The 15121-nt window shown below is 43.4% G+C and carries 8 protein-coding genes and 3 rRNA genes; 4 read left to right on the top strand and 7 right to left on the bottom strand.

Translation table 11 applies throughout. From position 1 onward, the window contains the following. Positions 1–7: 7 nt before the first annotated feature. Together folE and folX are read left to right on the top strand one after the other, a co-directional pair. On the top strand, positions 8–562 hold the full coding sequence (folE, locus tag PP2015_RS00205) for a GTP cyclohydrolase I FolE (RefSeq protein WP_058028330.1): 555 nt from the start codon (positions 8–10) through the stop codon (positions 560–562). Positions 563–572: 10 nt separating this feature from the next. Further along, on the top strand, positions 573–935 hold the full coding sequence (folX, locus tag PP2015_RS00200; RefSeq protein ID WP_058028328.1) for a dihydroneopterin triphosphate 2'-epimerase: 363 nt from the start codon (positions 573–575) through the stop codon (positions 933–935). A 22-nt stretch (positions 936–957) separates the two neighbouring features. Here folX and PP2015_RS00195 read toward each other — a convergent pair whose 3' ends face one another. Next, on the bottom strand, positions 958–1395 hold the full coding sequence (locus tag PP2015_RS00195) for a YqaA family protein (protein WP_058028326.1): 438 nt from the start codon (positions 1393–1395) through the stop codon (positions 958–960). Between the two features lie 161 nt (positions 1396–1556). On the opposite strand from PP2015_RS00195, the gene PP2015_RS00190 reads away from it, so the two are divergent. Further along, complete coding sequence (locus tag PP2015_RS00190) at positions 1557–2018, top strand: DUF2721 domain-containing protein (RefSeq protein ID WP_058028324.1); 462 nt, start codon at positions 1557–1559, stop codon at positions 2016–2018. A gap of 334 nt (positions 2019–2352) precedes the next feature. Here PP2015_RS00190 and PP2015_RS00185 read toward each other — a convergent pair whose 3' ends face one another. Continuing rightward, entirely contained in the window at positions 2353–6537 is a 4185-nt protein-coding gene (locus tag PP2015_RS00185) for a S8 family serine peptidase (protein WP_058028322.1), read from the bottom strand. Between the two features lie 327 nt (positions 6538–6864). On the opposite strand from PP2015_RS00185, the gene PP2015_RS00180 reads away from it, so the two are divergent. After that, positions 6865–7317, top strand: coding sequence for a c-type cytochrome (locus PP2015_RS00180; RefSeq protein WP_058028320.1), 453 nt, complete (start codon positions 6865–6867; stop codon positions 7315–7317). 83 nt (positions 7318–7400) lie between these two features. Here the strand turns inward: PP2015_RS00180 and PP2015_RS00175 are convergent, their stop codons facing one another. The 5 genes from PP2015_RS00175 to PP2015_RS00155 form a co-directional block, all read right to left on the bottom strand. Continuing rightward, positions 7401–8630 (bottom strand): hypothetical protein, encoded by a 1230-nt coding sequence (locus PP2015_RS00175; protein ID WP_157599061.1) that lies wholly within the window; start codon positions 8628–8630, stop codon positions 7401–7403. Next, a complete protein-coding gene (locus PP2015_RS00170; RefSeq protein ID WP_058028318.1) occupies positions 8623–9276 on the bottom strand; it encodes a cupredoxin domain-containing protein in 654 nt (217 codons plus the stop codon). The genes PP2015_RS00175 and PP2015_RS00170 overlap by 8 nt, the downstream gene beginning before the upstream one ends. A gap of 791 nt (positions 9277–10067) precedes the next feature. Then, a 5S ribosomal RNA gene (gene rrf, locus PP2015_RS00165) occupies positions 10068–10181 on the bottom strand. A 93-nt stretch (positions 10182–10274) separates the two neighbouring features. Next, positions 10275–13155 (bottom strand): 23S ribosomal RNA (locus tag PP2015_RS00160). Between the two features lie 257 nt (positions 13156–13412). After that, positions 13413–14945, bottom strand: a 16S ribosomal RNA gene (locus tag PP2015_RS00155). The 16S, 23S and 5S rRNA genes sit together here, the layout of an rRNA operon. Positions 14946–15121: the final 176 nt, after the last annotated feature.

The following is a 15121-nucleotide window of genomic DNA, read 5'->3' as shown; positions in this document are numbered from 1 at the left end:
ACAGATTATGCATGACGATTTAAAGAAAAGTTATCACGAAATCTTAACGGCGGTAGGTGAAAACCCTGAGCGAGAGGGTTTGTTAGACACGCCAAAACGCGCCGCCAAAGCGATGGAGTTTTTAACCAAAGGCTATCGTGAGACTCTAGATGAAATAACCAATAATGCCGTGTTTAGCTCAGATGCCGATGACATGGTGCTCATTCAAGATATCGAGCTTTATTCAATGTGTGAGCACCACTTACTCCCCTTTGTAGGTAAGTGCCATATTGCTTATATTCCTAATGGTAAAGTACTCGGCCTATCTAAGTTTGCGCGCATTGTTGATATGTTCGCACGACGCTTTCAAATTCAAGAGCAGCTTACTCACCAAATCGCCAAAGCAGTTGAAGAAGTGACGGGCGCAAAAGGTGTCGGCGTCATTGTTGAAGCAAAACACATGTGCATGATGATGCGTGGCGTTGAAAAGCAAAACTCAAAAATGCGTACTTCGGTGATGCTAGGTAACTTTAGACACGACCCTAAAACCCGCAATGAGTTTTTACAGCTAGTAAAAAACTAAGGAGCAGTGAATGCAAAACGCGATCATTAACATCACCAATTTAAGATTGCGCACTTATATTGGTTTTAACCAAGAAGAGCGTGAGAAGAAGCAAGATGTGGTACTGAATATTGAAATTCATTACCCCGCTGATAGTGCGTGTATCAATGGCGATATTGTAGAACATGCGCTTAACTATAAAACCATCACCAAAGCGGTGATCAAGCAAGTCGAAACGGGCCACTTTTTACTGCTTGAGAAATTAGTTGCTGATATTTTAGAGATCTGCCACGAACATGAATCGGTCACTTATGCAAAAGTACGTGTCGATAAGCCGCATGCGCTGCGCTTTGCTGATTCAGTCTCTTTGACTTTAGATTGGCGTAAAAGCTAACTTTTATTCAGTTCAAATGCGGCTATATCAGCCGCTCTATCCCCAATGCAACCGCAATAATAAAGCCGTAACGCAACGCTTTTCCGATACTCACCAGTAATACAAATAATGAAAGCCTAACTTTAAAAACGCCACCCAGTAACGTGAGTGGATCGCCAACCACTGGCAGCCAAGCAAATAGTAAGCTATACACGCCATATTTATCGAACACCTGTTGCCCTTTCGCGATTTGCTCCGCATTAATCGGGAACCAGTGCCTATCTTGAAACGCCATCATTTTTAAGCCCAGCCAATAATTAATGCAACTGCCCAATACATTGCCCACGGTTGCAGATAGCCAAAGTAGCCAGAGTAAGCCTTGCTGTTTGACCACCAGCCCTGAAAGCACCACTTCAGATGAACCGGGTAATAACGTGGCTGATAAAAATGACGAGGCAAACAGACTAAGATAAATCCACATTCGATAAAGTGTTCATGTGATGACGTATAGCGTTGCATTATCCTATCAAATAGCGGTTAATGTAAGCATGAAAACCGAGTAACCATCAACTTAATCTTAATAATTAGACAATACCAAAAACATAGCTGATTAATACACATCGCACTCAATAAAGAGGTTATATGTCACAAGATCCCGTTCACATCATAACAATTGCTAAAGTTATTCAAACTGCGGTTGCACCGGTTTTCCTAATCACAGGCATAGCAGCAACGCTTGGTGTTTTATCTAACCGTTTAGCACGGATTACCGACAGAGCAAGACTGTTAGATAGGAAACTGAATAACAGCCAAGACGACTCTCTAGCATCTTCTCTTACGCAAGAAATGCGTGCATTACTTAAACGCTCTCGCTGTATTCACATCGCATTTAGCATGAGTGTGCTCAGCGCCCTGCTCGTCTGCGCCGTAGTGATGATGATGTTTATCTCGCATCTATACACTATGCCGCTGAGTGTCACGATTTCTAGTTGTTTCATTGGTGCGATGATTTTATTGATTGGTGCGTTCTTAGCGCTGCTTGCCGAAGTATTTTTAGCAACGCGCAGTATGCGCAGAGGCATGATTTTTAAAGATATTCAATAATACCAACCCTCAATAATACTCAATCATTTTGAGGGACTAAAACTGACGCTAACTTCGTTGAAAATTTCTTATTTAGAACAACTAAATAGCAAAATTTCCGCCTCGTTATAGACTCGTTTTTCTTGCCTCAAAATAGACCGCTTAATTAAGAGGATTGGTATAACGAGTTGGCGAAAATATTCTCAATTCATTGAATGAAATCACATTCGGTAGCACCGACTTTAGGTCGCGTTTTGAGAATTGAAGAGTTTAAAAGTGCAACAAAAAACCCAGTCAAATTAAAGACTGGGTTTTTTAGTAACTAGCTGAGATTCAGGCAGCTAATCTATTTGCATTACTTCTGCTTACGACGACGAAGTGCTGCAAATGGTGCTGCAAGAAGTGCTAACCAAGCTAGTGAACCTGAATCATCAGAAACATCTACAGGCTCAACTTTGTTAACTCTAACTTCAACTGTTTCAGCATCAGAACGGTTACCATGCGCATCAACAGCAGTAACTGTGAAAGTAATCTTACGATCATATTCATAGTCTAGAGCTGAAGTAGTTAAAATATTACCTTGCGCATTTACTTCAAGCAGAGTAGTACCAGACACTTCGAATCCAATTACACCATTGTCTCTATCAGTGAATTGTAGCTGACCCACTTGATAACCAACTCTTGCATTTTCTTGTACTGTGAACTGTTGACCAGCAGCGATTGTCGCAACGTTTTCGATAATGGTAATTTTCACGCTTGCGCTTTCAGACTTATTACCTTCAGCATCAACAGCAACTACTTCTAGCATTACTTCAGTACCTTCGCCTAAGTCAAACTCACCTTTAACAGTGATAGTACCTTCAGCGTCGATTGCAAATGCCTCTGAGCCAGTTACTTCAAAACTTTCAAGGTTGCCATCTTGGTCCATTACTGAAAGCTGACCAACGATAGTACCGATTGCTACATTTTCTTTCACTTCAAATGCTTGCTCAGCGGCAATCATTGGTGTTTTCTCTGTAACTGTATCCACAACGTTCTGGATATTGATATAAATAGACGCTTCTTCAGACACATTACCCGCAACGTCAATAGCAACTACTTTTAGCTCAACTTCAGTTACACCTTGGTCATAGTCTAAAAGCGCAGCGTTAGCCACAACAATTTCACCGTCTTCAGTGATGTTCACACCTTCGTTAGACTGGCTGCGTACAAAGTATTCAGATAGCTCAAGCGCACCTTCTTGCTCAACTAATGATAGTTGGCCAATCACAGTACCATTCTCTACGTCTTCGCTGATATCAAAAGACATCGACTCTACCATTGGTAGAATTTCTCTGCTTTGCTCATCAAGTACAGCTTGATCAACAACAGCAACTGACTTTTGTAAATCTGTTCGGCTTAGAACAAATGGGCTATCGCTTTGAATAGTTACCTTGCCACCAGCAACAATTTTGCTTACATCTTCACCTTCCATATCTTCCATTGAAACGCGTGAAGATTGGTAAGTAACTGTGCCTTCTAGAGTGTCTGTTGTTAATAATGGACCACCTAAAGAATAGCCATTATCTGGACCAACAGTTGCTGTTACGCGAATGTTTTGACCTACAGGGCTTACCACTGTTGGTGTACCATCAACGTCAATAGTTTGGTCACCAAACCCAACTAAGAAGTCACATGCAGAATAAGTGATTGTGTCTGAACCTACTTCATGGTGAATATCAACATAATAACGCCAGCTGATTGAACCATCAGGGTTTACAGAACCTGAAACACCTCTCATGCTACCAGTTACGCCGGTACCACTGCTATTAAAGTCTGTGAAGTTATAGAATACCCAGTCATCCATTCCATCGTTGTTGATGTCAAAGTGAATACCATAGTCACCTTGTCTTAGATGTTGTACTGGATCACGTAATTGCATTGTTGCTGTAACTACACGGCCGCCATTAGGACAGCTATCAATACCACCATAAACGTTCATAGAAGTAGAAACGATATCCATCTCTACTGAATGGTTTGGTTCATCAGATGCTATAAGGTTGTCAGCATTTAACTCTAGGTCTTTTGTGCCGTTATTATAAACTACTAGCTGCTTTTCACCTTCAATGAACTCATACTTCATTTCAAGCGCCTCAATCGCTTTAGGCATCGCATGGAATACTAAATGTAGAGCATGATCTTCGCTAGATGAGATGTCATTGAATACAATTGCACCATCGTACTCAATCGCCGTTAAAGCATCGCGTCGTTGTTGATATTCAGCATCACGGCGAGCAGTAAAGTCTTCTGCAGACTCATCAAACATTCTTCTCATAGTTGTGCTTTTGAATGTCCACTCTTTCAGTTTACTAGGGTCGATATTCAAAGTTGCGTCAAAAGAAATTGTTTGGCCTGCAGGCACAGTAATTTCTTCTGGAAGATCCCAAGAGAATGCACCTGTTTCAGTATCATCTGCATAACGTGCTTCAGCACGCAGGCTATAAGTTTTCGCTTCTGAAGAGAAGTTCTTCACTTTAACGGACTTCGTATAAGATGAAGTTTCAGTTAATGTTAGTAAGCCAAATGATAATGCAGCTTGGTTAGTATCAAAATCTGCATGGTGAACCCATGCCGCTACTGGCGATTCAACTGCTTTGTTAACATCAACTAGACCAGCACCAATACGGCTGATTGGTGCTAACTTTGTATCTTCATTGATAACTGGTGATTCTTCAAGCACGTTTAAATCTGCAGTATTCATTAGTACTGCTTTCACTTCTTCAGCGTTCATTTCTGGGCGCGCATCACGCACCAGCGCTACTGCACCTGCAACGATAGGGCCTGAGAATGAAGTACCTGAGTTCTTCATTGTTGATTTGCCAATCGCAGACAGATCACTTTCAACTGAACCTGGCTTTGCAAGTACAATCTCAGAACCTGGTGCAGTAATTTCAGGTTTTAACAAACCATCCATTGAAGGACCTCGAGATGAGAAGCCTGCTACCGCATTACCGGCCATATTATCAACACGATAGGTTACTTGAAGCGAGAACGCATCACCTGATGTTAAGCTATCTTTTAGAACCTGACCATCTTCCTTAGATAACATAAACGATGGAATCGTTATCGCATCAGCACCTGGAGATTCAGCCATATTAAATGGCGCTTGACCATCCACTGCATTTACAATGATTACTAGCTCTGCGCCAGCATTTTGTGCATTTAATACTTTATCTGAGAAGCCACAACTCCCTCGATCTAGAATTACAACCTTACCGGTAAAGTCAGTATCTTCAGAAAATGCTTCACATGCCAGACGGTTAGTATCAGGATAAACAAAAGTTTTACCTTCACTTGAAAATTCAAGTTCTAAAGGACCGAATACAGGCGCACCCGCTTCAATTGATGCATCGTTTAGTGAGCCAGTAACCGCACCACTTTTGATAACTAATTGTTTAACTGGATGCGTCATTGCACCTACTGAAAGTGCATTTGGAGTTGTACTTGGACCACCTACAATGAATGGATGGTCAGCATCGTTACCTGCAGAAATAACTAAGTTAGTACCTAGTTTAACCGCTTTATGAATTAAGTATTGCGTACCACTTTGCGTGTGAGTTGAACCATAATCACCACCTAGCGACATATTGATAACATCAACACGGTCACTGATATTACCATCGCCATTCGGATCCATTGCTTTTTCAAGCGCTAAGATTTGTGCTGCACCGGAACAGTTTTGAGTTCGGTCGCCACACACTGTGTAAGCATATAGTTCAACATCTGGTGCAATGCCCGTTACCGAGTGTGAAACATTTGTACCATGGTTTGTTGCGTTTGGCGTGCCTGTTGTTGAATCATAACGAGGATCATTTTCGATTGGGTCCTCATCACCACGGAATGCATCATAACCACCAACAACTTGTCCTTGTGGCCATGCTACTGTTTTCTGATCATTTGCAGCTGCTTCATAGGCTTCCTTAGTACCTTCTCCACCTAAAAGTTGGTGTGTGTAATCAACACCAGTATCTAACACAGCCACTGATTGTGAGCTACCAGTGAAGCCTTTCTCGTTATTTACTACATCGGCTGAGATATATGTGTTTACATCAGCAACCTGAAGCTCGTTATCTAGTACAGGTAAAATTCTATCAACCAGAGGATGATTTTGAAGTGACTCTAATGCAACATCATCTGCATCGACAATTAAAGTCGCAGCTAAGATCTTCGTCTTTGCAATCACTTTTGCACCCGGATCGAAGCTAGATAGTGACGATAATACTTGAGCTTGAACTTCTTCGATAGAAATTGCAGCTTGCTGTGCAGCCGCTACTGAATATCGGCCTTGCTCTAATAAATCAGATGCACTTTCAGCTTTTAGAACAATCATATAAGCTTTTACAGCTTCATTTTGTTCGGCTTTAAATTCAATAGAGTTTGCCATCATGCTATGGCGATTTTCTAAGAAAGTTTTTGTATCGATTGCAGATGCATTTGCCGCAAACAAGACACCAGAAACAGCTGTTGCAACAGCTGTAGCTTTGATTAATTGATTAGACATAACTACCCTTCATTCTTATTTTGTTATTAGGACACAATTTGTAAACATGTTTCCATTGTTACAACCATACATCAATCTCAGCAAAACATTTATAGGTACTCTGATACTAACCACATACGAAACACTCTATTCAGAAAAAAAAACGCAAAATTTCATAAACTTAAATAGCAACAAAAAATGGTAAATAAACGTAAACAAAGACTACAAACAATTAACACAATAGAGTTTTTTATCTTTTTTAAACATATTTACCCACTCATCATGAACGACTTGCGTTTTTATCGTGTTTTACGTACAAAGTATTGACTAAACTTTTAGGGGCAAACCATGAAAAAAACTCTTATATTAGCCGCTGCTTTATTCGGCACACTTTCTCTGCAAACGAATGCACAATCTATGTTTGAAAAGCCAGAAGACGCAATTGAGTATCGTAAAGCGACTTTCCAACTTATTCGCTATCAGATTGGGGACATGGGGGATATGCTAAAAGGTAAGATACCTTTTGATGCTAAACGCTTTCAACAACGAGCTGATAGTGCAGCAACACTTTCAAACATGCCTTGGGAAGCATTTACCGCAGACTCACAAAAAGGTGATACAGGCGCTTTACCAGCTATTTGGTCTGACCGCGCTACATTTGACAAGAAAGCAGAACAATTTGCAAAGTATGCCCAAGCACTTGCTGTAGCTGCTCAATCTGGAGATAAAAAAGAAATCGGACCTGCATTTAGAAATTGGGCTAAAGGCTGTAAGGATTGTCACAAGTCATTCAAAGACTAGTCAAAAACACTCTGCAGCGATATGACTGCGCTGTTGTATGGAAAGACTTGAAGAGGTAATAAAGAATATTACCTCTTATAAATTCAAAGCTTATAACTTAACGTAACACGCCAAACCCTATCAGTAGTATTTAGTGGTAATCCACTTTTATATCGATAACTCAACCAACTATCCGAATATAACCATTCTATACCAAGCTTCCAATTATCATTTATAGAACGATTGATATGTAACGTAAGCGCTTGGTTGTCACTCGCATTTGGGTCAAACTCCCAATGATCTTTATCAATAACCTTTGACTTTTCAAAGCGGGCCGAGAATCGATATGCTGTCCATTTATGGCTTAATAAAGCGAACCAGCTACGAAAATCATTATCAACCCCTCTACCTGGGCCCATGGCCGTTGAGCCTGACATTGCTTGCACCAAAAGATGTGTTTGACTAGACAGCTTGCTCTTCCAAGCTATTGATAAGAAATTGGTATCCCAAGCATATTGACCAATCGATTCATTTATCGCAGCAGGGTCACCATTATTGTCATACCAGTAAACTCTAAGACTATGCTTTTTCAAATACGCTAAGTGCACACCAGCATAAAAACCAAAGCGACCATCTATCTCATTAAACGGATCTGAGTACTGCCATTGTTTTGAGAGTTGTGGCTTCTGCAATGAATACAGAGGTGCAAAACCAATTCGTTCATTAAGATGTGTTTGTCTGTCATGAGGCAACAGACCTCGCCAAGCTATCAAGGTTCCTGCAGGATCATTTCCTTTAAAAACAGCTGTGTGAATACTTACATCATACTTACTTCTAAAGCTTCTTGCCGGACGTTTTATCGTTAATTCTGTGCCAATAGCTCTAATCTCTTCACCTAACCAAGCATTCAAAGCAGAATAGTTATATGTATAAGGCGAAGACCAAGCAAACCCCGTATTTTCAAGAGACATTTTAGGGTAAAAAGCACCAACTTTGGCTGAAACCTGATATCCCTTAGCAATTGGCTTATATTGTAAATAGGCTTCTGTGAAGCCTAAAGTTGCTTTTGGCTCTGAAACATATTGCGCCACGCCAAAAAATGACCAACTATTTGCAAAGTCTAGTCGACCAGTAAAGGCTGCCCGAGATATTAGAAAGTTTTCATCATCTTTTCCAAATCGGGTTGTACCCCAGCCCTTATTTAACCAGCTCAATGAGTCAGAGCCTGAGTCATAGCTTGCTTCAATCAAGCCATCAAAATTTGTTTGAATATTGCTTGCTGTGGTGGCTGAAGAAAAGCTTAAACCTAACAGTACAAAAATAACTTTATTCATAACCATCACTTTCATCTACTTCAAAGTCAAAAACTTCCATGAGAGATTGCTTCACTTTATAGGTTTCATTTTGGGTATGGGAACTAAGATGTATTTTTACCTGCTCACTATCCTCTAACTTTTCAAAACGCTCATGCCAAACATGTAACTGCGCCGAACCTATTTGCGAAGGAGATAAGGCTATATTTGCTATACCTTGTGCATCAGTGATCGCATAGAAGCCAGAGTCGACTACTAAGATATATCCCAGCATCCAATCATGAATGTTACACCCTAATTCAATAACACCATTATTTTCGAAGACAATCTCTGATTTAGGCGTTTCTTTATATAATTTTAATTCAAATGGTTTTGGCTTCGAAAAGGAGTAAACATGATGCAAGATAGAGTCGAAATTAGGAAATTCAATTTTAGCGCCGGTTGGCACAACCAATATATGTGGCGTAAAAGCTCTATCTTTTTGCCCCATGCTAAACATTTCTGAAACCTGCTCAGCTTTAGGCTTATATAGATCGCCCTCAAGCCACACAACAGCATTACCTAAAGGGTTTCCAGCATTGTCTTTAATCAGAACTTCAAATGCATGAGACTGTGTTACAAAACATAAAGCTAAACTAAAGAGTAAACTTAATCTGTTGGGTATCATCTAAATTATCCATATTAATAATTGCCTGCTATATGCAGCTTATAGCAGCCATACGCGTATGTAAGTTAAGCATACACATAGATGACCGAGTTTTTTAATTTTATTATTCAAGAAAAGTGTAAATATGGTGCGAAAGGTTTATGACAAGCGCGTAGCGCTTGCATTCTTTTCGCGCAAGGTGAATATCGTGCGAAAGGTTTATGACACAGCGTGAAGCGCTGACATTCTTTTCGCGCAAAGTGAGATAAACTAGTTTAGCTGATGTTGAGGGACTTAAAGCAAAAAAGCCCGACTCTTTCGAATCGGGCTTTCTCTAAATAGGTGCTTGGCAATGTTCTACTTTCACATGGACGAAATGAGACCGAAGCGTAGCTTCGCAGTTCATTGAGATGAGCGCATGGATGTGCGATGGGACCCAGCTTCAGGGGTGAATAGGCAAACGAGGTTTATCTACATGGAAACTAATTCAACAAGATAAGACTAACCTCTGTGAAGGCTACTCATTTCACCTTGCGCTTATGGTGCAAAATTAGCGACTGCGAACGCAGTGAGAGCGCTTCTTTTGCGCAAGGTGAGATAAACCAGTTTAGCTGAAGATAAGGGCGTAGGTATTTACGCGTGTGAAAAAAGTTTCAAAATGAGCAGAGTGGCTTCAGTGAAGGTTGCTCATTTCACCTTGCGCTAATTCGTCTTTTTATCACCGAGTATTGCCTCATCACTGTGCAGGACGATTTAGCACCATAAACGCAAAAAAGCCCGACTCTTTCGAATCGGGCTTTCTCTAAATAGGTGCTTGGCAATGTTCTACTTTCACATGGGAGACCCACACTATCATCGACGCTGTTTCGTTTCACTTCTGAGTTCGGCATGGAATCAGGTGGTTCCAAAACGCTATGGTCACCAAGCAAATTTGGTTAAAATCTGGAAAAAATCTAATAATTCTAAAACTTCTACTTTAGTTCATATTAGCTTCTGAGCTAAAACCACTTTGGCGTTGTATGGTTAAGCCTCACGGGTAATTAGTACTGGTTAGCTTAATGTATCACTACACTTCCACACCCAGCCTATCAACGTTGTAGTCTCCAACGGCCCTTCAGTTAACTTAAAGTTAAAGTGAGAACTCATCTCGAGGCTCGCTTCCCGCTTAGATGCTTTCAGCGGTTATCGATTCCGAACGTAGCTACCGGGCAATGCAATTGGCATCACAACCCGAACACCAGCGGTTCGTCCACTCCGGTCCTCTCGTACTAGGAGCAGCCCCTCTCAATTCTCAAACGCCCACGGCAGATAGGGACCGAACTGTCTCACGACGTTCTAAACCCAGCTCGCGTACCACTTTAAATGGCGAACAGCCATACCCTTGGGACCGACTTCAGCCCCAGGATGTGATGAGCCGACATCGAGGTGCCAAACACCGCCGTCGATATGAACTCTTGGGCGGTATCAGCCTGTTATCCCCGGAGTACCTTTTATCCGTTGAGCGATGGCCCTTCCATTCAGAACCACCGGATCACTATGACCTACTTTCGTACCTGCTCGACGTGTCTGTCTCGCAGTTAAGCTGGCTTCTACCATTACACTAACCGTACGATGTCCGACCGTACTTAGCCAACCTTCGTGCTCCTCCGTTACTCTTTGGGAGGAGACCGCCCCAGTCAAACTACCCACCAGGCACTGTCCACAACCCCGATTAGGGGCCTATGTTAGAACATCAAACATACAAGGGTGGTATTTCAAGGATGGCTCCACAACATCTAGCGACGCTGCTTCAAAGCCTCCCACCTATCCTACACATGTAGGCTCAATGTTCAGTGCCAAGCTGTAGTAAAGGTTCACGGGGTCTTTCCGTCTAGCCGCGGGTACACAGCATCTTCACTGCGATTTCAATTTCACTGAGTCTCGGGTGGAGACAGCGTGGCCATGGTTACACCATTCGTGCAGGTCGGAACTTACCCGACAAGGAATTTCGCTACCTTAGGACCGTTATAGTTACGGCCGCCGTTTACCGGGGCTTCGATCAAGAGCTTCGCCTAAGCTAACCCCATCAATTAACCTTCCGGCACCGGGCAGGTGTCACACCGTATACGTCATCTTACGATTTTGCACAGTGCTGTGTTTTTAATAAACAGTCCCAGCCACCTGGTCACTGCGGCTCCCGTCCGCTTAAAGAGTAAATCTCATCACAGATAGGAGCGTACCTTCTCCCGAAGTTACGGTACAATTTTGCCTAGTTCCTTCACCCGAGTTCTCTCAAGCGCCTTAGTATTCTCTACCTGACCACCTGTGTCGGTTTGGGGTACGATTCGAAATAATCTGAAGCTTAGAGGCTTTTCCTGGAAGTAGGGCATCATCAACTTCACTACCGTGGTAGCTCGTCTCGACTCTCAGCCTTAGCGACCCGGATTTTCCTAAGTCACCAGCCTACAGCCTTTCACATGGACAACCATCGCCATGCTTGATTAGCCTGCTCCGTCCCCCCATCGCAATTATTCCAAGTACGGGAATATTAACCCGTTTCCCATCGACTACGCTCTTCAGCCTCGCCTTAGGGGTCGACTTACCCTACCCTGATTAACATGGGATAGGAACCCTTGGTCTTCCGGCGTGCGGGTTTTTCACCCGCATTATCGTTACTCATGTCAGCATTCGCACTTCTGATACGTCCACCCAACTTTACAATTGAGCTTCAGCCGCTTACAGAACGCTCCCCTACCCCGCATACAAAGTATGCAGCCGTAGCTTCGGTGGTATGTTTAGCCCCGTTACATCTTCCGCGCAGGCCGACTCGACTAGTGAGCTATTACGCTTTCTTTAAAGGATGGCTGCTTCTAAGCCAACCTCCTAGCTGTTTTAGCCTTCCCACATCGTTTCCCACTTAACATACACTTTGGGACCTTAGCTGACGGTCTGGGTTGTTTCCCTCTCCACGATGGACGTTAGCACCCACCGTGTGTCTCCCGGATAGTACTTTACGGTATTCGGAGTTTGCAAAGGGTTGGTAAGTCGGGATGACCCCCTAGCCTTAACAGTGCTCTACCCCCGTAAGTATTCGTCCGAGGCTCTACCTAAATAGATTTCGGGGAGAACCAGCTATCTCCCGGTTTGATTAGCCTTTCACTCCAAGCCACAGGTCATCCCCTAACTTTTCAACGTTAGTGGGTTCGGTCCTCCAGTTGATGTTACTCAACCTTCAACCTGCCCATGGCTAGATCACCGGGTTTCGGGTCTATACCTTGCAACTCAACGCCCAGTTAAGACTCGCTTTCGCTACGGCTACCCTAAACGGTTAACCTCGCTACAAAATATAAGTCGCTGACCCATTATACAAAAGGTACGCAGTCACCCTCGAAGGGCTCCTACTGCTTGTACGTACACGGTTTCAGGTTCTATTTCACTCCCCTCACAGGGGTTCTTTTCGCCTTTCCCTCACGGTACTGGTTCACTATCGGTCAGTTGGGAGTATTTAGCCTTAGATGATGGTCCACCTATATTCAGTCAAAGTTTCACGTGCTCCGACCTACTCGATTTCACTTTAGATAAGTTTTTGTGTACGGGACTGTCACCCTGTATCGTCAAACTTTCCAGAATGTTCCACTAACTACACTAAAGCTTAAGGGCTAGTCCGATTTCGCTCGCCGCTACTTTCGGAATCTCGGTTGATTTCTTTTCCTACGGGTACTTAGATGTTTCAGTTCTCCGCGTTCGCCTCGTTAACCTATGTATTCAGTTAACGATACCTGCAAGCAGGTGGGTTTCCCCATTCGGAAATCCTAGTCTCAAGCGCCTCTTACTGGCTTGACTAGGCTTATCGCAAGTTAGTACGTCCTTCATCGCCTCCAACTGCCAAGGCATCCACCGTGTACGCTTAGTCACTTAACCATACAACCCAAAATGGTTTGTATCGTCAAAGACAGTTTTAACTTCGCCAGAAGTTAATATTGAATACTAAAGTAGACGCTAATAAACAAATGAATGTTTATCGGCATTGTTTTACTTTTGAAAACTCTTTTTAGAATTTCTTCTAAAAGAATTAATTATCAGCTTTTCCAAATTTTTAAAGAGCAATATTAATTAGCAGCTTGTGCTAACTAACAATCATCTGTGTGGACACTACGAACAAATCTGTTCTAAATCGTTAAGGAGGTGATCCAGCCCCAGGTTCCCCTAGGGCTACCTTGTTACGACTTCACCCCAGTCATGAATCACTCCGTGGTAAGCGCCCTCCCTAAGGTTAAGCTACCTACTTCTGGAGCAACCCACTCCCATGGTGTGACGGGCGGTGTGTACAAGGCCCGGGAACGTATTCACCGCGGCATTCTGATCCGCGATTACTAGCGATTCCGACTTCATGGAGTCGAGTTGCAGACTCCAATCCGGACTACGACGCACTTTAAGTGATTCGCTAACTCTCGCGAGCTTGCAGCACTCTGTATGCGCCATTGTAGCACGTGTGTAGCCCTACACGTAAGGGCCATGATGACTTGACGTCGTCCCCACCTTCCTCCGGTTTATCACCGGCAGTCTCCTTAGAGTTCCCGACCGAATCGCTGGCAACTAAGGATAGGGGTTGCGCTCGTTGCGGGACTTAACCCAACATCTCACAACACGAGCTGACGACAGCCATGCAGCACCTGTATCAGAGTTCCCGAAGGCACCAAACTATCTCTAGTAAGTTCTCTGTATGTCAAGTGTAGGTAAGGTTCTTCGCGTTGCATCGAATTAAACCACATGCTCCACCGCTTGTGCGGGCCCCCGTCAATTCATTTGAGTTTTAACCTTGCGGCCGTACTCCCCAGGCGGTCTACTTAATGCGTTAGCTTTGGAAAAGTTGTCCGAAGACCCCAGCTCCTAGTAGACATCGTTTACGGCGTGGACTACCGGGGTATCTAATCCCGTTTGCTCCCCACGCTTTCGTACATGAGCGTCAGTATTGACCCAGGTGGCTGCCTTCGCCATCGGTATTCCTTCAGATCTCTACGCATTTCACCGCTACACCTGAAATTCTACCACCCTCTATCATACTCTAGTTTGCCAGTTCGAAATGCAGTTCCCAGGTTGAGCCCGGGGCTTTCACATCTCGCTTAACAAACCGCCTGCGTACGCTTTACGCCCAGTAATTCCGATTAACGCTCGCACCCTCCGTATTACCGCGGCTGCTGGCACGGAGTTAGCCGGTGCTTCTTCTGTAAGTAACGTCACAGCTAGCAGGTATTAACTACTAACCTTTCCTCCTTACTGAAAGTGCTTTACAACCCTAAGGCCTTCTTCACACACGCGGCATGGCTGCATCAGGCTTGCGCCCATTGTGCAATATTCCCCACTGCTGCCTCCCGTAGGAGTCTGGACCGTGTCTCAGTTCCAGTGTGGCTGATCATCCTCTCAAACCAGCTAGGGATCGTCGCCTTGGTGAGCCATTACCTCACCAACTAGCTAATCCCACTTGGGCTAATCTAAGGGCGAGAGCCGAAGCCCCCTTTGGTCCGTAGACGTTATGCGGTATTAGCAGTCGTTTCCAACTGTTGTCCCCCACCCTAAGGCATATTCCCAAGCATTACTCACCCGTCCGCCGCTCGTCATCTTCTAGCAAGCTAGAAATGTTACCGCTCGACTTGCATGTGTTAGGCCTGCCGCCAGCGTTCAATCTGAGCCATGATCAAACTCTTCAATTAAAAGTTTTTTGAATCCTAAGATTCGTGCTCAATGAATTCTGTATAAATTGACTATATAGTCACTCATAAGAAATTGAGACTCTAAATTTTTTTGCTCCTGAATCAAGAGCTGTTAGAACTCAATCTGTACGAGTGCCCACACAGATGATTGCTTCATATTTTTAAAGAACAGTGTA

Source organism: Pseudoalteromonas phenolica, from assembly GCF_001444405.1.
Classification (GTDB): domain Bacteria; phylum Pseudomonadota; class Gammaproteobacteria; order Enterobacterales; family Alteromonadaceae; genus Pseudoalteromonas; species Pseudoalteromonas phenolica.
Note: the sequence above shows the minus strand (reverse complement) of the source record. Positions and strands in the feature narration are given on the sequence as shown.

Excerpts from the sequence above, each read along its gene's own strand:
- PP2015_RS00180 (WP_058028320.1), top strand. The coding sequence starts at position 6,865 with ATGAAAAAAACTCTTATATTAGCCGCTGCTTTATTCGGCACACTTTCT.
- folX (WP_058028328.1), top strand. The coding sequence starts at position 573 with ATGCAAAACGCGATCATTAACATCACCAATTTAAGATTGCGCACTTAT.
- folE (WP_058028330.1), top strand. The coding sequence starts at position 8 with ATGCATGACGATTTAAAGAAAAGTTATCACGAAATCTTAACGGCGGTA.
- PP2015_RS00170 (WP_058028318.1), bottom strand. The coding sequence starts at position 9,276 with ATGATACCCAACAGATTAAGTTTACTCTTTAGTTTAGCTTTATGTTTT.
- PP2015_RS00185 (WP_058028322.1), bottom strand. The coding sequence starts at position 6,537 with ATGTCTAATCAATTAATCAAAGCTACAGCTGTTGCAACAGCTGTTTCT.
- PP2015_RS00195 (WP_058028326.1), bottom strand. The coding sequence starts at position 1,395 with ATGTGGATTTATCTTAGTCTGTTTGCCTCGTCATTTTTATCAGCCACG.
- PP2015_RS00175 (WP_157599061.1), bottom strand. The coding sequence starts at position 8,630 with ATGAATAAAGTTATTTTTGTACTGTTAGGTTTAAGCTTTTCTTCAGCC.
- PP2015_RS00190 (WP_058028324.1), top strand. The coding sequence starts at position 1,557 with ATGTCACAAGATCCCGTTCACATCATAACAATTGCTAAAGTTATTCAA.